Origin of the sequence: Parapedobacter soli (assembly GCF_025460835.1) — a bacterium.
Lineage (GTDB): Bacteria > Bacteroidota > Bacteroidia > Sphingobacteriales > Sphingobacteriaceae > Parapedobacter > Parapedobacter soli.
The window spans coordinates 1-24,012 of record NZ_JAMXAY010000063.1 but is presented as its reverse complement, the minus strand read 5'-3'; the positions used below and the strand labels follow the sequence as shown (position 1 = coordinate 24,012).

Here is a 24,012-nt window from a genome sequence, read left to right as displayed (position 1 = left end):
AATTTTAACTAAACCGCTGGCCCAGGATTAGGGGAGTATTACAAACTGTTTTGGAAAAACAAGCATATGTATATCGAATACTGGTTTAAACGCTGGTTTGAAAAAAATAGGCGACAGGACGATATATCTGTACTTGAAAATTACTAACCCATAGAAATTATGAACAGTTTATTGTCAAAAAAGCGAGCGTTATGAGAATTACAGTAAAATTAAATCTCCACGATGATTTCCTACTGACATGCGAAACAATGCACGTGGATGTTAGAGAAGCAATAAAATGCTACACCAGGAATGTAAAACTATTCGAAGCTACACACGATGAGAATAACACTATCGAGTTCAAGGCTACAAAAATTTTCTTTTGTGTTTACCTATTCTGGTGTTTGTCCCAAGACCGAAACGTGAACGAGAAAAACAGCAAACTCGCTCTTAAAGCGCTCGATGAAGTAAAACAACTAAAAGAAGAAGGCGGAATGGTCTTGCATTCCCCTGAATACCAAAACTATATTAACCGATTGTTTAATAAACTGCACTTCAATTATGGCCCAAAGAAAAATAACGCTAGATCTTCCAAATGATTTTTTAATCCTTTGTGAATTAGCCGGCTTTCATCCGGAACATGCAATCCAGTATTTTATCGATCACGTGTCCTTTCCTCGTCTATTAAGCTCATACCCGATAGATCCAAATAGGGCAGCAACCGGATTAATTTACCTATATGCTAAAAAGAATGTTAGTAATCGTCTCTGGGCCTCAATTTACTATCGATTTGCAAAAGAGTTTATGGAAGAATTTGATAGAATAATGATGAATGATCAAAATTTGGAGCAACCAGAACTGGAAGATTACGCACGCCGAAAATTGATTGAATACAGGGACTTATATAGGGCGTACATTCCTGGATATAAGGCATCCGGACATAAAATAAACCAAGAGCAATATGAAAGTTGAACTATTCATGCCGCAGGGCTTTCTTTTGGCCTGCGATCTATACTACGAGCAGCCCGAAAGGGTGATTCAGCAATTTGTGGAATCCGTGTCACTTCCTGAATACTATTCTGGAAAGGCGGATAATGAGAAACAATTTGGAACTTCCTTTTTCCTAGAGTTTCAAATGAGGCCAAACAGTAGACCATTTCCTGCGAAAAAAATCAGGGAGAAGTATTTGGATTATCAGACAATCGTATGGGACACTACTGATCAACTCGAAAGTATAGACGGCAAATTTGAGTTACTCGACCAATTCTACACGGAATGGCATTTCGAATTAATCAAGAACATCTCAAAAAATGACGCCATCATCAATCAGGCGGAAAGAAAGAAATATTTTGGATATAAATTCTAATACAATGCAAAAGAACGCAAATCCGCATGTGGATAGCTGTTTATTTGAAGCAATAAACGGGTTGACAGAAAAATACGATATCGAAAGCATTTACCTTAATGCGTACGATAACACTCCCACATATCGTGAACTGGTTATCCTCGTATCAAATAAATATGTGAAGAACCTAGGCGAACTGGTGCCGAAAATGGTCAATACCATCAAAGCTTTCGGCGATTATCGTGTGTTGTGTTATGTAGCCTTTCAGGCAAAGGATAAAATAAGGGAGGGTAATCTTTTTCTGTTTACCGCCTGTCAGCCCGATAAGTTGGCATACCAAAAGGATGCGTCCGACTTTAATCCGATACCCGACAATCTTGATTCTAAGAAATGCTTGGAGTTAGCGAACGCCTTGCGAAGTAGGGAGTCCCGGAAAATAGACGAATTTAGGGATGGATATTTTCATTTCAAGGAACAGAAGAAATATGCGATGGCTGCGTTCATGCTTCATCAAACCATCGAGCTGACGTATCGATATCTTGAGCTATTGCTGACGGCCAAAGAACGCATCACCCATTCTATCCGTTGCCATCATCGTTTCCTGCAAGAAGCATGTGCCTTTTATCCGGCTATTTTCGATGACGGAAAAAATGAGGACATCCACCTGCTTCAGGTATTGGAGGACGTTTACCGGGCAACCCGTTATGAAGATAACTTTCAAGTTGATTTGGATACACTGCTTCAATTGGAGCATAAGATGGAAGCTATATTATCAACGGCTGAAAGCATCTTCGAGCGGGTTATCCGAGCTTTCGAGGAGCATCAGGCTTCGAAGGTTGAAATTCTTGAACTTGACGCGGAGCCGTCTAACTCCAAACAAAAAGGAGTTTTCGAGTACGATAAGGACAATCCGTTGGAAAGCGTATTGAATCACATACAATCCCGGGTTGATGTGAATATCAGTGTCTTTTTATTCGGCAGTCGGGCAAGGCGCTTTGAAATACAGGGCATTAATGCGAAAGACGGAATTCAGGATATTACAGACCATTATTATGATTTGCTTATCGTCAGTGAAAGTGATATCCGGGAACAAGTCGGAAATATCCAAGCCTTCATCAATCAAGCTACCGGAGTTTCCGTACTCTTACTTTCGTTTACACAGGAGCAGATAAAAAAGCAGCTCAACAAGAACAGTCCATTCTTTCATCAGGCTTTGCGATATGTCGAGCCGCTATTTTGTACCGAAAATTATTCGCTGGACTTGACCGTCCATGAGAATAATGGTGTACGTACCGATGAGGAACAAAATAAAGCACAAATGAAATGGTATGATCGGGAGGATAATGCAAGTGGATTTTATAACGGTGGTCGAGCCATAGACAATTCGGAAGAGGTTTCGATAAAGGTACTGCTTTATAACCAAGCGATCGAGCAAGCGTGTTTGGGGCTGCTGGAATATTTCTGTGGATATAAACCATACCAACACAATATCAAGCACTTATATAGCTTATGCGCTAGTTTTTGGGCTTTTCCGAACGATATCTTTCCGCGTTCAACCGAAGAGGAGAAGTTACTTTTTGATGAGTTCGCACAAACCGTGAAAAACACCCGATATCAGGGTTGGTCTATGGTCGGCTGGGACGAGGCTTATCGCTATGATAGACGGTGCGAGCGCTTTCTGAAAGAATGCAGCAACCTAGTCCGGGGCTGATCAATCATAAGCCTCATATGAGTCGCTGGCGGTTATCGCCAGCGACTTTTTTAGCGCTGCTTGCCCTTATCGCTCTATCAAAGTGGTTCATGCAAAGGGGACCACCGCTGATTACTACCGGCAAGGTGTAAAGAAACAACTAAGTTTGGTTGTGAGCCAAAATGATGCCTGATGCATTAGTTTTCACCGCGGCAGAAAAAATAACCTTGGGATCGGCTATCGTTCCCGCAACGCCGCCTGTTGAGATTTCATAAATACCGAGTACCTTGTTCGCATTATTCGTCAGCAATATCTTGAACTGCTCTACGAATTCAATCTTGCCAGTGTCCCAGCTTTCAAGCAGCACCTCATAGGTATGTCTGGAACCGGTGACCTTTGGCCTTTGGGAAGGTTTGACGGTGCTTTTTTAGATCAGCTCAACTTCTGCAATAGTGTGTTTCCGGATGTTTGTGTTCGTGGCTACTATAATTGAATTGCTTTAAAGTGATAGAATGAATGAATTATGGTTCGGCCATCAGCACTGTGCGGGCAAGCCCAAAAAACAACAGAATAAATGAGGGGATGTGATTGGGATATTTTTATGCCGGAATTTCTTGGAGCGCCCGAAGTACAGGGCTGAAATTGGCGCCGGGATTAAGACTTTCCCACAAAAAATGGGGTTGGTGAACCGGGTGGTTCTTGATTATGAGTTAGGGTACTGTTCGGTACAAGGAGGCACATATGGTGTTGTACCTTTGTTACCCCTATACCTTATAGTAGGCAACATATCGAATACGACATCAAATGTTACTTGATAAAGGCTTTCGCTCTATGACTCAGCTAAATGTCAAACAATACCCGTTAAAGGAAAATAAATATAATCATCAATGTCACTATCAAGACGGTCAGGAAGAAGCCAATAATGCCAAAAGTCTCCAACAGTCCCATAAAATACATTACGGCAGCGACGGTTCCAAAGACAATCAAAGATTGAAGGATCAATTTTAATGTACTTTTCTTTGCATTTCCCATTTTGAATAGATTAAAACTGCGTTATCGGATGTTAATATATTGCTAGCTGCATATTTGTCGCTGCATTGCTTGTTTGTGGGTGTTTCGGTATTGGCCTATGTGTATACAAATTAAGCCTAATAGATTTTACCATAACCGTAAGTACAATATAATTCATTTTTCAATGGTCACATTCACGGAAAGCACCCCTAAATGAATGAATTCAATTCTCAAATTTTCCATAAATTTTACATACCCTAAAAAGCACGGCTTGTATATCACGGCTTTGAAGGAAAATACTGGTCTGTAGCAAGGCCTGTTTGCTTCCGATATTTTTACGGCGGATATTATCCAATTCGTTACCTAGATTAGTGTTGATAAACGTGCGAATCTGGTTTCGGGTTCGACGAAGCGAAGGAACATTCGGCCCGTCTTCTTCATTCAACTCATTTATGGCAAGGGTAAAGAAATTATCCATCTTGGCCCCCAGCCCTTCCAGCGTGTCGATAAAGCCATTTGCTAGAGGTGCATGCAAATTTTCAAGGTATTGATGGCTTTCTGCACTCAGGAATTTGGTGGATTGAAGCATATCCTGGATCAGGTCAGCACCGTAAACAATGACTTCTGCCGAACGGCGGTCCGCAGCGCCAAGTTGCCGGATAGCCCGTAAACTATTCCGTTTCAATTTATAAGTGTAGTTGATTAAGTCCAAGACTTCCCTATCGGTCTTCCTGATGGCTGAAGCATCCCCTTTGCGTATGCCATTCAAAATGGTATTGTAGTGTTGGCTTATTTCAATAATCATTGTGACCAGCACTTTTTTACTACGGATATATACATCAAGATCCGGCTCTTCCAATAAACTGAGTCTGCTCTTTTCAGTCTTTGACTTATTCTCTTTCTGAGCGAATTTAATGTTTGATATGATGATATATACAAGTACGCCGCCCAAAAGCAAAACGGTTGCTAGCATCCCCTGATAGATCACCAAGGCAAAAACGCCGGCAACGGAAAACGCAATCAGTGCAGTGACGAACCATCCTCCCACTACACTAAGGACCCCCGCGACCCGATAGACGGCCGATTCGCGCCCCCAAGCCTTGTCGGCCAAAGATGTACCCATTGCGACCATAAATGTCACATAGGTCGTTGACAACGGAAGTTTCTGGGATGTCGCCCACGCTATCAATATACTTGCCAACACAAGGTTTGTTCCCGCTCGTACCAAGTCGAAGGCGGGCGCATCTTCTCCCACGCGGGTGGCCTTGGCCAATTTATCTTTCTCGAAGCTCAGGTTGTACCGCCTTTTTACATTACGCGGTATAAACATGTAAATTACATTGCCTAAAAGCATCGCGGTTTTCACCACCCTTCTCGATACATTATTGGGTTTGAATCGATCATCACTCCCTTCTTCATCCTGCTTAACCAAATTAATCTCTGTGTTTGAGACCTTTTTAGCTTTCGCACTCAGCCAGATGGTCAATGCCATCACGACACCTGCAATCAATAGCATGTAGTTGGGTGCAAGCACGTCACTTGTTGCCAGATAATCCTGATAGAATGCATCGGCTGCTACGCCACTATCCAACCAGTTTCGATAAGCGAGTAACCCCGAAATAGGCACTCCGATAAAATTGACCAGGTCATTGCCGGCAAAGGCCATTGCAAGCGAAAACGTACCTGCTAACACCACAATCTTAAGTGGGTTCACACGATATTGCTTTTGGAGCCACAGACAGATTGCCGTCGCAATTAGAAGTATCGCCACCAACACCAAGGCGATGTTATCATACAGCGTATCAACCCATCCACCTTGCAGTAACGTGGTACCCTTAAGCCCTTTTATTAATAAGAAATAGACAATCACGGTAATTCCCATACCCGAAAACGGCGCACCCAGACTTTTCAGCCTTTTCTCATACTGAAATGAAAATGCCGAACGAACAACAAACTGGACCAACACACCGGCGGCAAATGCAATGATAATGGACAAAAATATCCCTGAGACGATTGAAAATGTACTCTCCGCATTGATATATTTCATTACCTCGCCGATAGCTTCACCTTTCTCTGCGGCAAACAGGAAGCCGACAATCAGCGAGGCCCCCAACAATTCGAAGACAATGGAAACGGTCGTTGAAGTCGGCAGGCCCAGTGAATTGAAAATATCGAACAGAACAATATCGGCGAGCATTACTGCCAGGAATATCCACATTACTTTATCGAAGGTGAAATGTTGTGGCTGAAAAATACCTTTACGGGCGATTTCCATCATTCCGCTGGAAAAAAAAGAACCCAATATGATTCCCATGGCGGCTATGATGATGATATTCCGATAGGTGGTGACCTTACTGCCCAAAGCTGAGTTCAGGAAGTTCACTGCATCATTACTCACTCCTACGATTAAATCTGCAATAGCCAGAACGAGTAATGTCGCTATTATAAACAACATATAATCCATGGGTACTTTGTTTATTTCTAAAAAGACAAAAATGTAATCCTATTATTATCTTTTGGTTAACGAAATAATAAATTCGGCTTGGGTCGACGTACAGCATCGCCAGTCCAGCCATATGGTTCTTAAACACGTTAATACCGGATTGAAAAGCGACATATCAAACAAAACCTTGCCTTTTCACTATGCTTATCGAATCAAACAAACCATATTCGCTAAAATAGTATGCATTATGAAACTCACCAATATCACCGAATAATTTGCCACCTTTACCGTCATATTCAATTGCCGGCGATCAACAATACCGGCGTTTTCGGCTGATGTATAATAGCTTTGGCTAGACTCTTGTGGACTAGCTTCTCAAAAAAACTTCTTCCGCCCACCAAGGTCAAAACGGTCAATGTGGCCTGAAGCCTATCAATGGTTTCATCGACAATCTCTACACTTTCTTTCCCATGGACCATTTCGGCAGCCAGCCCTTTAAACCCCGAAGCGCTTTCCAAGCGTGTCCTCCACTGATCCAGTTTCTCGTGATCAGCAGCCTCCGGAGCTGTGTGTCCTTCATGTATATGCACAAGGGTACATCGCCGGATGGAACGACCGAACAGGGAAATCAAGCCCTTCAATGTTTCTTCATCCCCGTCCTGGTAATCGGTAAAAAAGACGACATTTTCCAAACCGGTAACCGCTGTACTGGCCGGGATAATTAATAGGGGTACAACGGCCGTCTTTGCGATGTCGTACGTATTACTGCCAAGCAACCCCATCTTCATTCCCGAAGCGCCGTGTGTACCCATGACAATAAGCCGGGTATCATTATCCGCGGTATAACGTCTCACCGCTTCTACCAAATCCGCTTTGACCTCGCTTGAAGATATACCTGGCTTATCTGCAAACTGCCCAAATGATTGCAGGAAGCTTTGCATACCCTTCTGCGCTCCCAATGTCGCCCGCTTTTCATCGGTTTGGTTTGCGAGGTCACTTTGGAATGCCGAATGGAAAGCCATATATGCATGCAGGATATGGATATCCAGCGCCAATTCTTTAGCCAGCTTGATTGCATATTGGGTTGCCGCGAGTGCGTTGCTTGAAAAATCCGTGGGTACTAATATGGTCGTCTTCATTTGATAAAGCTTTGTATTAAGTAATAAATTATGGTAGGCTAATGGCTACCAAGGAAATCTTCAATCTTTTCTTTGACCATACCTCGGCCACTATCAACCCAGAGCATATGCCCCCAGGGGTTTTCAAGAAGTTCCAGGCACGCGTGTGAGATATGGGTTTTTGCATGTAGGGCATGGCTTACCGGTACGCTTTGGTCAAATTTGCTGTGCAGGATAAGTGTTGGACAGGAGACACGATCAATCAGCCTGTCATCCGGTACGTGCGCCATATCATTCAAAAAGCCATACCCTGAACGATAACGCTGCACGGCACACGCCAACCTGATTGACTCCCCGTAAGTGATCAGGTGGCCCTCTACCGACGAGAATTGATTAAAAAACAATTTGGCCAACATTTTAGGGGCATCCGTCGCTAAAACGTATACAAGCGACCAAACCAACCATTCAACGTAGGGATGAAATAAGATTTTGACCAGCCGGTAGGTTTTGTCCATTTTCTCAAGCCACTTCGTGGAGACGGCAGATGCCAGAATCATTTTCCTTACCCGTTCTTTATATATTGCGGCAAAGGCGATTGCTGAAGGTCCGCCCGCTGAGATTCCGCAAACGATGGTTTGCTGAATACCCAATTGATCTAAAAACATGGCGATAAGCCGTGCCGTCGCTTCCGGTGATTCGTTGCTTTTCAGTGAGGTTTTTCCATAGCCAGGCCGAGATGGCGTGATAAGCTCATATGCTAAAGGATCGAATCCCAGATGGGAGAGTCTATCCAAACAATTGGAATGTCCACCATGAAAAAAAAGGACGGGTTCACCCTTTCCGTATCTCGTGTACTCAACGGAGCCGATCGGAGTCTCCATTATTTGTTTCGCTGTATCGCCCATTATGCTCTTCTATCTTAATCGCTACAACGGAAATGTTTATGTAGTGTCCATTGGGGATGGTTCTGCTTGTTTACGGGAAACCATCGAAAGCGTAAACGCACCGAGCAGTCCAGATAACAAGGACGCTACGAGTACCGAAAACTTGGCTTCCGCCATCAAAAGTTCCTGGCCTGTAAATGAAAGCAGGGCGATGAAGATAGACATGGTGAAGCCGATACCTGCCAGTAACCCCACGCCAACGATATGTATCCAAGCGGCCTTATCGGGCAATGTACACATGCGTAGCTTAACGGCTATCCATGAAATGAGTGTAATGCCCACTGGTTTTCCGATAAGCAGCCCGAGTATGATCCCCAATCCAAGCGGCGTAAATAATCCATGGAACATCTCCTGCTGGAACCGGATGTTGGTATTGGCCAAGGCAAATAGGGGCATAATGAGGAAATTGACCGGCCTCACCAACATATGCTCCAGTTTCTCAAGCGGAGACTCCTTCGCATCGGGCGTGGTCGGCAGGGTCATGGCGACCAATACCCCCGCAATGGTGGTATGTATACCCGAATGGTGGACGAAATACCAGATAAAAACACCGGGTATCAAATACATATAGAGCTTCTTCACACCAAGGCGGTTGAATACCAATAACAATGCAAATATCCCACCGGCGTAAAGTAAGTAAGTGAAATGGAGCTCGGAAGTATAGAAAATGGCGATGACCAATATCGCGACGAGATCGTCCACGATGGCCAATGCGGCCAGGAAGATTTTGAGTGAGACGGGCACTTTTTTGCCCAGCATGGTGATAACAGCAATAGCAAAGGCGATATCGGTAGCCATAGGAATACCCCACCCCGCTGCCGTTGGTGTTCCTGCATTGAAAACAGCATATATCGAGGCTGGCACAAGCACGCCGCCAATAGCAGCGAATATCGGCAGGGCCGCCTTTTTTGGCGAGGATAATTCGCCCTCCACCAATTCCCGTTTGATCTCCAAGCCCACCATCAGGAAAAAGATGGCCATCAGCCCATCGTTGATCCACAGCAATACGGAATAGCGCAGGTGTATCTGTTCGGTATGCATTCCCAATTCAGATGCCAGGATCCGTTCATAATGGACACCCAAGGGGGAATTGGCTATTAGGAGCGAGATAATCACACAGAATAGCAGGATTACACCTCCCGCCGAGCCGGATTTCAGAAACTCCCGAAAAGGCCTTAGATTTATCAGTGTATTCATACCGCTAAAAATACCAAACATGGTCGTGAAATTTAAGTGCTCAATGATATCTTTATAAAATCTTTATGTATCGGTGTCTAACTTTGTAACGGATGAACCCCCAAGGCATGTCAGCTAAGAAAACGAATAAAATGCGTCAATTTCTGATTGGCATGACATCGGTCACGCTGTTGTCGGTGGCCTGCTATGCGCTTGGCGACCTGATTGACTATCGCGCGGTAGCCCTTCTCCTGTTGGTTGCCGTATCCATCCTGGCCGTACTTTTTGACATCCTCCCCGTACTTGCCGCCGCGCTATTAAGCGCGATCCTGCTCAATATCTTTTTCATTGAGCCCATACCGCATTACAAAATCACCGATACCGAAAGCGTGCTTTTATTCTTAGTTTACCTGTTTATTGCATCGGTCAATGCCGTCCTCACAAACCGGCTGAGAAACCAGGAAAAGAAAATCCGCGATCGGGAAGAAAAGGAAAATACAATCAAGCTATACAATACGTTGCTCAACTCACTCTCCCATGAACTGAAAACGCCCATAGCGACGATTATTGGCAGCATCGATACCTTAAAGGAAACGGACAACACGATTCAGTCCGTACAACGGATGGAGTTGCTGTCCGAAATGGAGATAGCCAGTACCCGACTGAACAACCAGGTGGAAAATCTGCTGAATATGAGCAGACTCGAAACAGGTACATTGAAGTTAAAAAGGGATTGGTGTGATGTAAATGAACTCGTTTTTCTGGTTATCCACAAACTCCATGCCACCGATACGCACGAGTTGATTTTTGACCCTGATGAAACATTACCGCTTTTTAAACTGGATAGCGGACTCATGGAAACGGTTTTAAATAACATCATCCACAACGCGATACGCTATACGCCGCAACATTCCACCATCCATATCACCACGGCCTACGATGAAACACATTTATGGATCAGCATCCGCGACAACGGAAATGGGATACCCGAACCGGAAATAAGTCGGGTGTTTGAAAAGTTCTACCGCCTACCCAACTCCGGGACCGGCGGCTCGGGCTTGGGGTTATCAATTGCAAAGGGGTTTGTGGAGGCGCATGGTGGCACCGTACAAGTGATGAGCTATCTTAACAAGGGCACTACGTTCACCGTCATGATTCCGGCAGAAACATCGTATTTAAAAAGTGAGAAAGATGACGAGTAAGCCGACCGTATTAATCATAGACGACGAACCGCAGATCAGAAAGTTGCTGGAAATCAACCTGGCTGGCAAAGGGTACCTGGTAAAACAGGCCGCTTCCGGAAAGGAGGGGTTACAGATGGCCGCCAGCCACCTGCCTGACGCAATCCTCTTGGACCTGGGTTTGCCCGACATGAGTGGCCACGAGGTTCTCCGTAAACTCCGCGAATGGTATAGCCGGGCGGTAGTTATTCTATCCGTACAAAATAACGAAAACGATATTGTCCGAGCTCTGGATAATGGGGCAAATGACTATTTGACCAAGCCCTTCCGCGTGGGCGAACTGTTAGCCCGCTTACGTTCGGCTATTCGCTATAACGACACTAACGCTAATACACAGCTTATAGAAGCGGGGGATTTGGAGGTTGACCTTGGTGCACGGCTTGTTATGCGTTCCGGTGACGTTTTGAAGCTGACCGCGACCGAGTACAGCTTACTTGCCCTGTTGGCGAGCAATAAGGGGCGGGTGCTAACCCACCAGTTCCTGCTTAGAGAAGTTTGGGGCGTCAGCTTCCAGGCAGAAACGCAGTATTTACGGGTGTTTATTGCGCAGCTTCGTAAAAAGCTGGAAGATGACCCCAACAGACCCAGGCATATCATCACGGAAAGCGGCGTTGGTTACCGCTTTCAATAAGTGACTTCGTTGGTGTGATGACGATTTTCTTGTCCAAATTGGCTAGAGAAAAAGGCATTTTCCGTTGATTATACGCAGGAAAATTCATATTTTTGATATCAACGAGTACTCATATTAATCTGGTTTTATGAACGAAGAAAATAAGAGCACATCGACCTATTCTGCCGACAATATTCAGGTTCTTGAGGGTTTGGAGGCTGTTCGCAAGCGACCTTCCATGTACATTGGGGATACAGGCACCAAAGGCTTGCATCATTTGGTTTACGAGGTGGTTGACAACGCTATCGATGAGGCCGTAGCAGGATATTGTTCAACGATTGAGGTCACCATCCACCCCGATAATGCGATCTCCGTAAAAGATAACGGGCGCGGTATTCCGACAGGCATCAACGGGAAGGAGGGCACATCTGCATTGGAACTGGTGATGACCGTGCTCCACGCCGGCGGCAAGTTCGATAAAGACACGTACAAGGTATCCGGCGGTTTGCATGGGGTAGGGGTTTCGTGTGTAAACGCATTATCCATTCATCTATCTGCTGTGGTGCACCGCGAGGGTAAGATTTTTCAGCAAGAATATGAACGGGGGAGGCCTCAGTACGATGTCAAGGAAATAGGGAAGAGCAATACTACCGGAACGACGGTTACTTTTCGTCCAGATCCGGATATCTTCACGATGACGACCATGTACAACTATGATACGTTAGCTAATCGGTTGCGTGAACTTGCTTTCTTAAATAAAGGCGTTCAGCTAACGCTGGTCGACGAGCGTGAAACCAATGAAGGTGGCGCGAAAAAATCTGACGTGTTCCATTCAACCATCGGGTTACCGGAGTTTGTGGGATTTCTGGACGGCACACGCCAGCCATTGATTCCTGAGCCTGTTTGCGCGGAAGGTGTAAAACAAGGTATTCCTGTTGAGTTGGCCCTGCAATACAACGATACGTACGCGGAGAACGTACATTCTTATGTCAATAACATCAATACGATTGAAGGAGGAACGCACGTATCGGGCTTCCGGCGGGGATTGACACGCACTTTGAAAGCTTACGCAGACAAATCTGGTTTATTGAAAAACTTGAAAGTCGGCGTTACCGGAGATGATTTCCGGGAAGGGTTGACGGCTGTGGTTTCCGTAAAGGTTGCCGAACCTCAGTTTGAGGGACAGACCAAAACCAAATTGGGCAACAATGAAGTCATGGGCGCTGTAGATGCGTCGGTCGGAGAGATTTTGAGCGATTATCTTGAGGAAAATCCTAAAGCGGCCAAAACCATTATACAGAAGGTTATCATTGCAGCGCAAGCCCGTGCCGCGGCGTATAAGGCCCGTGAGATGGTACAGCGCAAAACGGTAATGGGTGGATCAGGTCTTCCGGGGAAATTGGCCGACTGTTCGGATAATGACCCCGAGAAATGTGAGATATATTTCGTTGAGGGAGACTCGGCCGGCGGAACAGCCAAGCAGGGGCGTGATCGCAGATTCCAGGCGATTATGCCATTAAGGGGGAAAATACTCAATGTCGAAAAGGCAATGGAGCATAAAATCTACGAGAACGAAGAAATCAAGAATATGTTTACGGCACTTGGGGTAAGCGTTGGTACAGCCGAAGATGCTAAAGCACTGAATCTGGAAAAGCTCCGTTATCAGAAAATTATTATCATGACGGATGCTGATGTCGATGGCTCACATATCGCTACATTGATCTTAACGCTTTGTTTTCGTTATATGAAGGAGCTGATAGAAAACGGGTATGTATATATCGCGACTCCGCCGCTTTATCAGTTAAAAAAAGGTAAAGCGTCTGAGTATGCATGGAACGAAGATCAGCGAGTAACGGCTGTCCAGCGCCTGAAAGGTACAGGGAAGGATGACTCAGTGAGCGTGCAGCGCTATAAAGGTCTTGGCGAAATGAACGCCGAACAGTTGTGGCAAACGACGATGGACCCGGAACATCGCATCTTGCGACAGGTGACCATCGAGAACGCAGCTGAATGTGACCGCATTTTCTCCATGTTGATGGGAGATGAGGTGCCCCCGCGCAGGGAATTTATTGAGCGAAACGCGAAATATGCAAATATCGACGTGTAGATAGGCACTCCAAAATTTAATTATCATTGCTCAATCTGTTTGACAAAGCGGTGGATACGGTATTGCGGCAAGAACGTTAACTTTGTTTAAAGATTGCACAATAACGGCCAAAAAAACAGACCATGAAAAAATTACCCCGCTTTATCGCAAACAGTACTTTTAAAAAAGGGATTGTAATTCCGAGCCTGGCATTTATTTTATCGGTTTCGTTTATCTCCAGCTTCTTTCCGAACCGGGCGGCTGTGCTGTTGGGACAGGTACAGGGCTTTATCTTCACGAACCTTAACTGGGTCTACATCTGGGCGGTAACGCTATTTGTGTTTTTTCTGCTTTTTTTGGTGCTCAGTAAATTCGGCTCAATTAAATTGGGCGATAACGATTCGAAGCCCGAGTATTCCTTTTTTTCGTGGGTTTCTATGCTGTTTGCTGCCGGCATGGGTATCGGATTGATGTATTTCAGTGTGGCTGAACCGATTTCACATTTTGCTGACCCGGTATTCGCCCAGCGCGGTGAGGTTAGCAGGGCGAGGGATGCGCAGCTTTATACATTTTTCCATTGGGGCATACACGCCTGGGCGATTTATGGGGTAGTTGGACTATCACTGGCATACTTTTCGTACCGTTATAAGCTTCCATTATCGCTCCGCAGCTGTTTCTATCCGATTCTCAAAAATAAAATTAACAGTCCCGCGGGCGACCTCATCGATACGTTTGCGCTTTGCAGTACGTTTTTTGGTATCACCACGACGTTGGGATTCGGTGTGGTACAGCTCAATGCCGGCCTCGTGGAGGTCGGCGCATTGAACGGCCGCGGCTTCGGCTACCAGATAGCAATCGTGGCGGTTATCATGGGCATATCTATTTTGTCGGCCACCTCCGGCGTCAACAAAGGCGTGAAAATACTGAGCCAGACGAATATCGTGGCGGCGGTGTTACTTATGCTCTTTATTTTAGTGATGGGGCCGACCGTTTTTCTGTTGGGGTCGTTTTCTGAAGGGTTGGGTTATTACATCAACGAGTTTTTTAACCTGACATTCAATACCCATGCCTATGAGCCCTCCCTGCATCCGTGGTTCTTCAGTTGGACCATCCTCTACTGGGCATGGTGGATTTCGTGGTCTCCTTACGTGGGCCTGTTTATCGCGCGGATTTCCCGCGGGCGGACCATCCGTGAGTTTATCGGGGCCGTGCTTATTATTCCCACCGCTTTTAATTTCTTATGGATGACCATATTTGGAAACAGTGCTACCCTGCTGGATAGGAATGAATTGGATGGCTTATTAAGTGGTATGGCCGATCGGACCGACGAATTGTTATTCAAGTTCCTGGAATTCTTTCCGGCGGCCGGATTGACCAGTGTGCTGGCGATATTTATTATTTTCATCTTCTTTGTAACTTCTGCGGATTCGGGCATATTCGTGATGAACAGTATTGCTACCAAGAACGCCGCCAAGTCGCCCAAATGGCAACTGGTGTTTTGGGGTGCATTACTGGCTATCCTGGCATTGGTGCTGCTGAATGCTGGTGGGTTGAACTCCCTGCAAACGATGACGCTGATAACCGCCCTGCCTTTTTCTATCATCATGTTGCTCTTTTGCTACAGCCTGATTCAGGGACTGATTATCGATCGTAACTACTACGCCAAAGGGTATTCCCATGCCGCGGAGAATTGGTCGGGCGCCCACTGGAAGGAACGTTTGCAGCGTGTTTTGTCATTCAAAGGCAGGAAGGCTGTTATCGGGTTTATCCGCGATACGGTAAGTCCGGCACTGGAAGCGTTGGCTGCGGAATTCAACGAAAAGAGTGTATCGGCCAACGTGCAAATGGCCGACGACTATACTTGGATAGCATTGTCAATCAAGCATCAACAGATCGACGATTTCAAATATGGGGTACGCTGCCAGCAAAAAACCATTTCCGACTTCCTGATCAATGAAGGGAATATCCCCGACGCCGACAGTAGTCAGACATACGTCCCAAAAACATATTTCGGGGACAATCGTACCGGTTACAACATCGAGTATTTTATGGAAGAAGAAGTCATTGCAGACGTGCTTAAACAGTACGAGCGTTTTCTGGAATTATCGTCAGAAATTAAGAACGAACTGTTTACCGATAATAGCCTTAAAGCCACGCCGCCCAAACGCCGATGAACGATTCTGCAAACAACCCATTTATCCTTTTTGGTACAGATGTACGTCCCGCTGTGGGAAAGGGATTTCAATCCCAGCCGCATCGAGCGCCGCTTTGCAGTCAATGATCAGTTCCTCCTGCATAGCCCAAAAGTTTTCGTTGGCCGTGGTAACCCGTACAGAGAGGTTCACGGCGCTATCACCGAGTTCCGTCACCACCACTTGCGGTGCTGGTTCGGAATAAGCATGTTCATTTTTTTTAATCACGGTCAGCAAAATGTCTTTCGCCCGTTTCAAGTCTGCAGAATACGACACGCCGATGTTGAACCAAGTACGGCGGGTCCCCATTTGGGTATAGTTTGTTACGCTGCTATTCGATAGTTCCCCGTTTGGCGCGACGACCAATTGATTCTGAGGAGTATTTAACTTTGTGTTAAAAATATCAATTTCCTTGACGGTTCCCGATACCCCCGAACTCGACTCGATGAAATCCCCCACCCGGAAGGGCTTCAAAACAAGGATGAGTACCCCTCCCGCAAAATTGGCCAGCGAGCCTTGTAAAGCCAGACCGATAGCCAGTCCCGCAGCACCAATGATGGCCACAAAAGCCGAGGTTCGCACGCCCAATTGGGTGACGACCACAATGAACAGCAGAATATTCAATACCCAACTAATCAGATTATTCAGAAATCGTTGCAATGAGACATCGAGTTCCCTGCGTTCGAAGGATTTTGCAGTAAAGCGTTTAATCAAACGGATAAGCCACGACCCGATCAAATAGATGAGCAGCGCGGATACGATTGCCGTTATGATCCTCGGCGCCCACGCGATGGCTGAAGCCATCAAAGTATCCCATTGTCCCTGGATGTTTTCCATTGCTGTATCTTGCATAACTGTTGTGATTTTTAGTTAACGATTTGTAACTCGTTCAAAGCTATCAATAATCGGCCATATACCAAAATCAAAATGAGCTTGAAGCTGCAAATCAATCAAAATTAGGTTCGAAAACCAAAATCGTTTTTCCGATGTTTGTTCGGAAAACAAAAAAAGCACCATGAAGCTGAACGACATCGCCCGGAAATTTAACATCAGGTCCGAACAGGAGTCGCACGATGTCATCCACGATACCGTGGAAAAAGGGATTTACTTCAAAGGTACAAACCTTTGGATATTGATTTTTGCCATCCTGATTGCCTGTGTAGGCCTCAATGTCAACTCGACGGCCGTCATTATCGGCGCTATGTTGATTTCGCCGTTGATGGGACCCATACTAGGCATGGGATACAGTTTGGCCACCTACGACTTTGCGTTGCTGCGGAAATCATTGACTAATTTCGGCTTTGCTGTTTTTGCGGGCCTGTCGGCTTCGACCTTGTACTTTTTAATCACCCCGATATCCGAAGCACATTCCGAATTACTGGCACGCACCAGCCCCAATATTTATGATGTGATCATCGCATTGGTTGGCGGGTTGGCGGGTATCGTGGCGATATCCAGCAAACAGAAGGGAAATGTGATTCCCGGCGTGGCCATCGCTACCGCACTGATGCCCCCGCTATGCACCGCGGGTTATGGGTTGGCTAACGGTGCGTGGACCTATTTCTTCGGCGCTTTTTATCTGTTTACCATCAATACGGTATTCATCGGCGTAGCGACGTTGATTACCGCCCGTTTCCTGAAGTTCCCGATTTGGCATCCTGCAGAAGAAGGATTGCGCAAATCGGCAAATCGCTGGGTAAGCGTCATTGTGACGGTAACCATGGTGCCCAGCATTTATTTTGGATTCGTGCTGGTACAGCAAGAGCGGTTTGTGCAGGAGGCAAATGCATATATCCGGAATGACACGTATATCGAAGGAGACTACCTACTGCGATCGGACGTGGATGCATCCAAGAAGACGATCAGCCTGGTTTATGGCGGTAGGCTGATTCCCGAACACGTGAAAGCAGAGGTGGCCGCCAAAACGCGCTATTACCGGCTCGAAGGCGCGTCAGTAAGCATCCAACAGGGGTTTTCAGTGGACGAATCGGACGACAGGATTGTGGTGATGGACAGGCAACAATCGGAAATCAGCCGACTTCGGCAGGATTTGGAGAAAAGCCTGAGCGTACAGGATAGCCTGCGAACGCAACGGGAGTTTGGCCGGCAATTGCTCGGCGAGCTCAAACCGCTGTTTCCGGAAGTGGTGACTTGCGGGATGGCTGAACAGGTTGTATTTGGTGATTCGCTACGTACAGCAAGCTATCCCAGTCTTTTTGTGGGCACCAATGACCTTAAGAAAACCAGTGGGCAACGCGAGCAAATCGAAGATTGGTTCAAGTCTAGGCTAGCTAAGGATTCGGTAAAAGTTTATATTGAGCTAGCGCCCTAGGGACGTTATATCACGCAGGCTCGTCCCACCGATGCATATAAGTAGCAATTATTCACTCTTTTGTATCAACCGGTTAATATCCTTCATCTCACCAAACAACACCAAAATATCGCCTTCAGCAAGTACGGTGTCTGATTTGGCTATACCTGTTGCCTCACTGCAAATTTTTGTTTCTCCGCCCTCTATTTTCTCTATAGCTTTGATGGTGGTCAGCACAATAACGCGGTATTTGTTTGTTAGATTGGCCTCCCTCAATGTCTTTCCCACGTACTTGCCCGGCACTTTGGTTTCTATGATACTGTAATTGTCTGATACCTTGAAGGAGTCGACGATATCGATATTGTCCAAACGCATGGCCAGTCGGCCGGCAGCATCTTCCTCGGGCATGATGTACTCATCGATATTCATTGCTTCCAGCACGGTGCGCTGTAGATCGGATACAATCCGGCCGATGATGCGCTTTACCTTGAGCCGTTTAAGCAGTGCTGTAGTCAACAGCGACGCCCCCTCGTCTTCCCCGATGGCCACAATTACTGCATTTGCGTCTTTCACGGGAAGCGCACTAACGGCATCAACATCTGTACTGTCCAGACAGACCGTGTGCGTGATCTTCTCCTTGAGTTGCTCCACTTTGCCAATCTTATTATCCACTCCGATGACCTCGTGCCCGAGTTCGGTTAGCCGGATGGCTAATGAGGTGCCAAAATTGCCTAGTCCTAAAACGATATATTTCATAACCGTGCTTGTTTAAAATAATATCTCTTCTTTTGGATATGTTAAATTACGAGTCCCGGTATTTTTGATGAGTGCTACCAGCAATGTCAGTAAGCCAACACGACCGATGAACATCGTCGTGGTGATGATGATCTTGCCAGCATCACTTAACTCAGGAGTAATGCCCAAGCTAAGCCCACAGGTGGCATAAGCAGAGAAGCACTCAAAAGCAATATCCTTCAGATCCTTGTCAGGTTCGGTAAAGGTTAATGCCAAGATGGATACCCCCAAAGCCAACAAGGAAAGCATAATGATGGCAGACGCCTTGTTGACGGAACCTGGAGAAATCTCGCGTTTAAAGATTTCCAGTCGATCTTTCCCCTTGGCTAAGCTGATTATATTAAGAAAGGCCACCGCAAAAGTCGTCGTTTTGATACCTCCCGCTGTTGAACCTGGGGAGCCACCGATCCACATCAAGAACATGGTGAGCATAATGGTAGGGAAAGCCAAGCCATCCATATCAATCACATTAAAACCGGCTGTTCGCGACGAAGTCCCAGTAAAAAGAGCGGTCACCCATTTGCCCCATAAAGTGGGGTGGGCCGCCAACACATGGTCGCGCTCCAGAAAGAACGTGGTCACCGTGCCAAAGACGATGAATATCAGTGTAATCCAAGCAATCAACCTGGAATTGAAGCTGATAACCCATGCGCGGTAGATAAAGGATTTTCCAAAGAAAATACGCTTGAAAATGTTGATTATCCACCGTTTTACGAATACATAAGTATTCAATACGATGGCAAAACCAAACCCCCCAAGAATAAATAGTATTGAAATGACCAACTGCAGGTTATAGTTAAAGCGCAATGCCGGGTTATGCATGCCGTCGCTTGCCGTTGAAAATCCGGCGTTGCAAAAAGCGGAAATCGCATGGAACGCAGCAAAGAACAGGTGCTCGCCATTGGACGCGAAATTCGAAGCGTCCATGCTGAAATAAATCAACACCCCTCCTATGGCTTCAAAAAACAGCGTGATAAACACAATTTTGAATAAGGTGTTGATGACCGACCCCACCTTATTATGTCCAAGAATCTCACTGTACATCAATTGGTTTTTGTAGGAGAATCCGCCGGTAAAAAAATACCCGAAGAAGCCGGTGAAGGTCATGATACCGAGACCTCCGGCCTGTATGAGCATCATTAAAACGGTTTGACCGAATAGCGTGAGATCCGTTGACAGATCGATTACGGAGAGTCCCGTGATGCAGACCGCACTGGTAGCCATAAACAACGCATCGACAAAATTCAATGAAAACCCGTCGCTGGCTCTAGGCAGCATAAGCAATAATGTGCCAATGAAAATGAGCACTAAAAAACTAATGACGAACAGGATGGTCGGATTGAAATAGAAATTGTCGAAAAACAGGCTGCTTTTGGATAAATCGGTAAGGAAAACAGCGAAAATGCCCAAATGCAGCCATTCGGGCTGTCGTAAAAAATCAAAAAAGTCGTTACCGGTGCTTCTGCCGATACTAATTAATACGAAATAAATGACCAGCGTGATGCCTCCATAGTGAGAAAGCATGACCCGTCTATTGGCAAAAATAGACAAGCCGGTACGGGCAACGCTGAGCATCAGTAATCCATAAAACACCCAGGGCATTGCCGCTTCAAAGTATTTTGCTGTGGCTTTGTCTGTATTGTACCCTAGATGGAACAGGAGGGCCACTGCACAAGCGGAGCTCACGTAAAGCATTGCTCGATCCACCGCTTTCTCCCTGTATTTGAAGATGTATTTTATGTTGCTAAACATTGGCGTGCGATTGCATAACTCTTTCTTCCTCAGATAGGCAAAATGAAAACGCTGTCACTATTGCGGGGAAACGGGTGAACTCGTCCATGGTTGCAAACTTAGACAAGTTGCCAATTATATACAAGTGATATGTATAGTGGTTATTTTTACAGGAAAAGTATTAAGAGCCCCCAAATAACTTCATGTTTTTTAAATCGTCACTGTATTACATAAACTATCCGCTCAAACTCCATTTAAGATAGGTAGCGATTCCAAAGAACGTCAGAAACCTGCGCAACTCTATTATTCTTTCCCACCTGTCTTTTCCCAAAAATGCGCGCGTTTTATCCCATGAAGACGCGGATGGAACTTGGGGTCTTTCCCCTCCTTTTTTTGCTTGCGGTAGTCTCTGAGTGCTCGCAGGGCGGGTTTGCGTAAAAGAAGGATTGCTATCAAGTTGAGCCATGCCATTAGGCCCACCCCGATATCCCCTAATGTCCACGCGACTTCCGCTGTTCTTATCGTACCGTAAAACGTGGCCCCCAAAATTAAAATACGGAGTATCCAAACTGCCCATTTATGGCGCCCTTTACAATCCAGATAACTTAGGTTTGTTTCGGCCATGTAGTAATAGGCCAGAATAGTAGTAAATGCGAAGAAAAGTAGGGCAATGGCGACGGCAGGTGCGCCCAAAAGCGGGAAATGATGTGCAATAGCTTGCTGTGTATAAACAGGCCCGATTTCAGTTCCCGGCAAGTGTTGCACTACGAACCCCCCTTCCGGATGATGTACATTAAAACTTCCCGTAAATAGGATCATCAATGCAGTCGCTGTGCACACGAATAACGTATCAACATAGACGGAGAACGCCTGTACCAGTCCCTGCTTCGCCGGATGGCTCACTTCGGCAGCGGCGGCAGCATGAGGTGCGGTGCCTTGGCCCGCCTCGTTCGAATAAATGCCACGCTTCACGCCCCAAGCAATAGCCATCCCGATCATTCCACCGAAAGCAGGTTCAACGTCGAAAGCCGAACGGATAATCAAGCCGAAAACAGTCGGAATCTGGCCGATATTCATCCCGATAATAAGGATTGCCAACAGGATGTAGCCACCGGCCATAAAAGGCACCACCACCTGTGCTACCTTGGCTATGCGTTTAACGCCGCCGATAATGATAAGTCCCAATAGGACAACCAAGCCAATGCCCGTATAGTGCACCGGAATCGAAAACGCGTTATCAATGCTTAAGGCAATGCTATTACTTTGTACGCTTGGAAGAAACACAGCGGTACTCAAAATTGTTGCGACGGCGAAGGCAATGCCGTACCATCTTACACCTAATCCTTTCTCGATATAAAACGCCGGTCCGCCGCGGTATTGTCCGTCTTTTACCTCTTTATAAATCTGGCCGAGCGTCGCCTCAATGAAAGCAGAGGCACTACCCAAAAATGCAATCAGCCACATCCAAAAGATGGAACCGGGCCCACCCATAGCGATCGCCGTGGCTACACCGGCAATGTTGCCTGTACCGATGCGGCCCGACAGCGCAAGGGCAAACGCCTGGAATGATGATACCCCTTTCTTGGATGCAGAACCTCCCAATAGCAGTTTAACCATGCTTCTCAGGTTCGTCAACTGTAAAAACCTGGTAGCAATCGAGAAATAAATGCCCGTTGCCAAACATAAAAAAACCAATGCGTCACTCCAGATAATATTGTTTAGTGCTTCTAATATTTGTTCCATACCTTGACTTTTTCGTCGCATGTTGGGAAGGTCCGCCGCTAATATACAAATTCTCATGAGCAGCGTATTTGTTAAGGATAAGTATACAAATGCGCTGTTGAACCGAAAAGTGAAATTCTCTTTTCAATCGTCCTTCGACTGGTAAAACCGATTAATTATCTTAGATTCGCGTAATCTATCATGAAGAGACCTGCTAATGTTATATTCAAACCCTTTCAGCTTCGTTTGCTTTTATTCGTTGTTTTTTTTTCATATGCGTACACCCACGGGCAGCTAAGTAAAACGGATAGCTGGAAAACCAAAGGCGATTATGAAACGGCGATAAAGCAACGCATGAACAACCTGCTGACTGCCACGCCGACGGCAAGTCATCCGTACGACAGTTTGTTGTCGGAACTGTATGACGAGTATGAAGCGCAATATCTCAACCTCGGCAACCAAGGTAAATGGGAGGAAGCCTTGCCGATTGCCTTAGCATGTGAAGCAACGTTTATCGGTGAACTGCCGGCCAGGAAAGAAGCCGACCTCGTCTACAATATTGGGTATATATATGATAAATGTGAGCAGTATTTACACGCCATCGATTATTTCCATCGGTCCATAGCACGCTATGAAGCGATAAACGATGCCGAAGAACAGGATGTGCGCAATGGCATCGCATTGGCTTACAATAATATCGGCGTTGCACATGCGAATACGGGTTATTTTACCCAGCGAAAAGAGAGTTACCTAAAAGCAAAAGCCCTTTGGGAGTCTATCGACGATGTGGACAAAAGTAACCTGATTTCGTTATACGGCAACTTGTTGCGGTTATATCGGCAATATGGGGATAAGCAAGCTGCGGAAGAATTGATTACGACCATTAATTTAAACGTTGACCAATGGATTGCTGAAGACGGCTTCGCAAGCGGGAACAAGGGGATGGAAACGGTGAAACCCAAATCCTTTTACCAGGTTGAAAAGCATCGCTTGAACATATTGTACACGGATTTAATCAGCGACAAAGCGGGAGGACTGGCACATTTGGACAGCCTACGTACACATTTCAGGCATATGAACGGGGATGACCAAAAGCGGTTTTCTGCTTATCTGCTCACCGCAATCAGCCACGCAGCTGCTCCGTTGGTAGATTATGACAATCTTGCTGAACGGAAACAAAAAAAACAGTACCTCGACCTGGGTATGCGGGAAAGCATCCGGCTTGGCGACCAATATAACCAAATGATTTTCCATTCCCAGTTGGTCAGCTATTGCCTGGATGCTGAACATGATATGGAAACGGCGTTGTCGCACCTCGACCACGCCATTCGGATTGGCGGCGAAATGGATATTCGTGAGTTCAATTTGCTTAACCTGTATTTCAAGAAAGCCGATGTTTTGCAGCAGTTGGCGCGATTTTCCGAAGCCGAAGAATTAGTGCTTAACGGGATATCGGTCTTACTAGACCAGCCGGTTAACCAACCCGATGTGGTAACAATCGACGACTTTGCCCAACGTAATGACATCTATTACGTAAATGCGTTAAACCAAGTAGCTGGTCTATATAGTCAATCCTTAAAAAGCCCAATATTTCTTTTTTGAAGTCAATCCATCTAAG

General features: G+C 45.9%; 18 protein-coding genes and 1 pseudogene. 10 read left to right on the top strand and 9 right to left on the bottom strand.

Going from position 1 to position 24,012, the window contains the following annotated elements; genetic code table 11:
• Positions 1 to 191: 191 nt before the first annotated feature.
• Genes NGM62_RS19125 through NGM62_RS19110 form a run of 4 tightly spaced genes read left to right on the top strand, consistent with a single transcriptional unit; the run spans position 192 to position 3,035 of the window.
• Positions 192 to 578, top strand: coding sequence for a hypothetical protein (locus NGM62_RS19125; RefSeq protein WP_262249913.1), 387 nt, complete (start codon positions 192 to 194; stop codon positions 576 to 578).
• A complete protein-coding gene (locus tag NGM62_RS19120; protein ID WP_262249911.1) occupies positions 541 to 951 on the top strand; it encodes a hypothetical protein in 411 nt (136 codons plus the stop codon). The genes NGM62_RS19125 and NGM62_RS19120 overlap by 38 nt, the downstream gene beginning before the upstream one ends.
• The gene (locus tag NGM62_RS19115; protein WP_262249909.1) at positions 941 to 1,345 is read left to right on the top strand and encodes a hypothetical protein; all 405 of its coding nucleotides are present in this window, start codon (positions 941 to 943) and stop codon (positions 1,343 to 1,345) included. Before NGM62_RS19120 ends, NGM62_RS19115 begins: the two co-directional genes overlap by 11 nt.
• A gap of 4 nt (positions 1,346 to 1,349) precedes the next feature.
• Positions 1,350 to 3,035 (top strand): HEPN domain-containing protein, encoded by a 1,686-nt coding sequence (locus NGM62_RS19110; RefSeq protein ID WP_262249908.1) that lies wholly within the window; start codon positions 1,350 to 1,352, stop codon positions 3,033 to 3,035.
• 139 nt (positions 3,036 to 3,174) lie between these two features.
• Here the strand turns inward: NGM62_RS19110 and NGM62_RS19105 are convergent.
• From NGM62_RS19105 to nhaA, 5 genes and pseudogenes are all read right to left on the bottom strand, one after another.
• A pseudogene (locus NGM62_RS19105) lies at positions 3,175 to 3,384 on the bottom strand (JAB domain-containing protein); the annotation flags it as partial.
• Between the two features lie 864 nt (positions 3,385 to 4,248).
• The gene (locus NGM62_RS19100) at positions 4,249 to 6,489 is read right to left on the bottom strand and encodes an inorganic phosphate transporter (RefSeq protein WP_262249904.1); all 2,241 of its coding nucleotides are present in this window, start codon (positions 6,487 to 6,489) and stop codon (positions 4,249 to 4,251) included.
• Positions 6,490 to 6,764: 275 nt separating this feature from the next.
• Positions 6,765 to 7,607, bottom strand: coding sequence for a universal stress protein (locus NGM62_RS19095; RefSeq protein ID WP_262249903.1), 843 nt, complete (start codon positions 7,605 to 7,607; stop codon positions 6,765 to 6,767).
• Positions 7,608 to 7,645: 38 nt separating this feature from the next.
• Positions 7,646 to 8,491 carry an alpha/beta fold hydrolase gene (locus tag NGM62_RS19090; protein WP_262249901.1) on the bottom strand — a complete coding sequence of 282 codons (846 nt, stop codon included), beginning with the start codon at positions 8,489 to 8,491 and terminating at the stop codon, positions 7,646 to 7,648.
• A gap of 36 nt (positions 8,492 to 8,527) precedes the next feature.
• Complete coding sequence (nhaA, locus tag NGM62_RS19085; RefSeq protein ID WP_262249899.1) at positions 8,528 to 9,727, bottom strand: Na+/H+ antiporter NhaA; 1,200 nt, start codon at positions 9,725 to 9,727, stop codon at positions 8,528 to 8,530.
• 107 nt (positions 9,728 to 9,834) lie between these two features.
• Between nhaA and NGM62_RS19080 the strand changes: the two genes are divergently transcribed.
• The 4 genes from NGM62_RS19080 to NGM62_RS19065 all read left to right on the top strand — a co-directional run bounded on the left by NGM62_RS19080 (position 9,835) and on the right by NGM62_RS19065 (position 15,817).
• A complete protein-coding gene (locus NGM62_RS19080; protein ID WP_262249897.1) occupies positions 9,835 to 10,908 on the top strand; it encodes a sensor histidine kinase in 1,074 nt (357 codons plus the stop codon).
• Positions 10,898 to 11,578: a response regulator gene (locus NGM62_RS19075; RefSeq protein WP_262249896.1), complete on the top strand. Its 681-nt coding sequence runs from the start codon at positions 10,898 to 10,900 to the stop codon at positions 11,576 to 11,578. The genes NGM62_RS19080 and NGM62_RS19075 overlap by 11 nt, the downstream gene beginning before the upstream one ends.
• A gap of 127 nt (positions 11,579 to 11,705) precedes the next feature.
• Entirely contained in the window at positions 11,706 to 13,664 is a 1,959-nt protein-coding gene (gyrB, locus tag NGM62_RS19070) for a DNA topoisomerase (ATP-hydrolyzing) subunit B (protein WP_262249894.1), read from the top strand.
• 122 nt (positions 13,665 to 13,786) lie between these two features.
• Positions 13,787 to 15,817, top strand: a complete 2,031-nt coding sequence (locus NGM62_RS19065) for a BCCT family transporter (protein WP_262249893.1) — start codon at positions 13,787 to 13,789, stop codon at positions 15,815 to 15,817.
• Positions 15,818 to 15,838: 21 nt separating this feature from the next.
• Here the strand turns inward: NGM62_RS19065 and NGM62_RS19060 are convergent, their stop codons facing one another.
• Positions 15,839 to 16,687, bottom strand: a complete 849-nt coding sequence (locus NGM62_RS19060) for a mechanosensitive ion channel family protein (RefSeq protein WP_262249891.1) — start codon at positions 16,685 to 16,687, stop codon at positions 15,839 to 15,841.
• A gap of 163 nt (positions 16,688 to 16,850) precedes the next feature.
• Here NGM62_RS19060 and NGM62_RS19055 point away from each other — a divergent pair, with 163 nt between their 5' ends.
• The gene (locus tag NGM62_RS19055) at positions 16,851 to 18,167 is read left to right on the top strand and encodes a DUF389 domain-containing protein (protein ID WP_262249890.1); all 1,317 of its coding nucleotides are present in this window, start codon (positions 16,851 to 16,853) and stop codon (positions 18,165 to 18,167) included.
• A 48-nt stretch (positions 18,168 to 18,215) separates the two neighbouring features.
• Here NGM62_RS19055 and NGM62_RS19050 read toward each other — a convergent pair whose 3' ends face one another.
• The 3 genes from NGM62_RS19050 to NGM62_RS19040 form a co-directional block, all read right to left on the bottom strand.
• A complete protein-coding gene (locus NGM62_RS19050; RefSeq protein WP_262249888.1) occupies positions 18,216 to 18,902 on the bottom strand; it encodes a potassium channel family protein in 687 nt (228 codons plus the stop codon).
• A gap of 12 nt (positions 18,903 to 18,914) precedes the next feature.
• The gene (locus NGM62_RS19045; RefSeq protein ID WP_262249887.1) at positions 18,915 to 20,693 is read right to left on the bottom strand and encodes a TrkH family potassium uptake protein; all 1,779 of its coding nucleotides are present in this window, start codon (positions 20,691 to 20,693) and stop codon (positions 18,915 to 18,917) included.
• Between the two features lie 282 nt (positions 20,694 to 20,975).
• Positions 20,976 to 22,415: an alanine/glycine:cation symporter family protein gene (locus tag NGM62_RS19040; RefSeq protein WP_262249886.1), complete on the bottom strand. Its 1,440-nt coding sequence runs from the start codon at positions 22,413 to 22,415 to the stop codon at positions 20,976 to 20,978.
• A 180-nt stretch (positions 22,416 to 22,595) separates the two neighbouring features.
• Between NGM62_RS19040 and NGM62_RS19035 the strand changes: the two genes are divergently transcribed.
• Entirely contained in the window at positions 22,596 to 23,996 is a 1,401-nt protein-coding gene (locus tag NGM62_RS19035) for a tetratricopeptide repeat protein (RefSeq protein ID WP_262249885.1), read from the top strand.
• Positions 23,997 to 24,012: the final 16 nt, after the last annotated feature.

What these genes read in the sequence shown, in the direction of transcription:
- NGM62_RS19125 (WP_262249913.1), top strand. Translation starts at nt 192, where the DNA reads ATGAGAATTACAGTAAAATTAAATCTCCACGATGATTTCCTACTGACA.
- NGM62_RS19120 (WP_262249911.1), top strand. Translation starts at nt 541, where the DNA reads ATGGCCCAAAGAAAAATAACGCTAGATCTTCCAAATGATTTTTTAATC.
- NGM62_RS19115 (WP_262249909.1), top strand. Translation starts at nt 941, where the DNA reads ATGAAAGTTGAACTATTCATGCCGCAGGGCTTTCTTTTGGCCTGCGAT.
- NGM62_RS19110 (WP_262249908.1), top strand. Translation starts at nt 1,350, where the DNA reads ATGCAAAAGAACGCAAATCCGCATGTGGATAGCTGTTTATTTGAAGCA.
- NGM62_RS19100 (WP_262249904.1), bottom strand. Translation starts at nt 6,489, where the DNA reads ATGGATTATATGTTGTTTATAATAGCGACATTACTCGTTCTGGCTATT.
- NGM62_RS19095 (WP_262249903.1), bottom strand. Translation starts at nt 7,607, where the DNA reads ATGAAGACGACCATATTAGTACCCACGGATTTTTCAAGCAACGCACTC.
- NGM62_RS19090 (WP_262249901.1), bottom strand. Translation starts at nt 8,491, where the DNA reads ATGGGCGATACAGCGAAACAAATAATGGAGACTCCGATCGGCTCCGTT.
- nhaA (WP_262249899.1), bottom strand. Translation starts at nt 9,727, where the DNA reads ATGAATACACTGATAAATCTAAGGCCTTTTCGGGAGTTTCTGAAATCC.
- NGM62_RS19080 (WP_262249897.1), top strand. Translation starts at nt 9,835, where the DNA reads ATGTCAGCTAAGAAAACGAATAAAATGCGTCAATTTCTGATTGGCATG.
- NGM62_RS19075 (WP_262249896.1), top strand. Translation starts at nt 10,898, where the DNA reads ATGACGAGTAAGCCGACCGTATTAATCATAGACGACGAACCGCAGATC.
- gyrB (WP_262249894.1), top strand. Translation starts at nt 11,706, where the DNA reads ATGAACGAAGAAAATAAGAGCACATCGACCTATTCTGCCGACAATATT.
- NGM62_RS19065 (WP_262249893.1), top strand. Translation starts at nt 13,787, where the DNA reads ATGAAAAAATTACCCCGCTTTATCGCAAACAGTACTTTTAAAAAAGGG.
- NGM62_RS19060 (WP_262249891.1), bottom strand. Translation starts at nt 16,687, where the DNA reads ATGCAAGATACAGCAATGGAAAACATCCAGGGACAATGGGATACTTTG.
- NGM62_RS19055 (WP_262249890.1), top strand. Translation starts at nt 16,851, where the DNA reads ATGAAGCTGAACGACATCGCCCGGAAATTTAACATCAGGTCCGAACAG.
- NGM62_RS19050 (WP_262249888.1), bottom strand. Translation starts at nt 18,902, where the DNA reads ATGAAATATATCGTTTTAGGACTAGGCAATTTTGGCACCTCATTAGCC.
- NGM62_RS19045 (WP_262249887.1), bottom strand. Translation starts at nt 20,693, where the DNA reads ATGTTTAGCAACATAAAATACATCTTCAAATACAGGGAGAAAGCGGTG.
- NGM62_RS19040 (WP_262249886.1), bottom strand. Translation starts at nt 22,415, where the DNA reads ATGGAACAAATATTAGAAGCACTAAACAATATTATCTGGAGTGACGCA.
- NGM62_RS19035 (WP_262249885.1), top strand. Translation starts at nt 22,596, where the DNA reads ATGAAGAGACCTGCTAATGTTATATTCAAACCCTTTCAGCTTCGTTTG.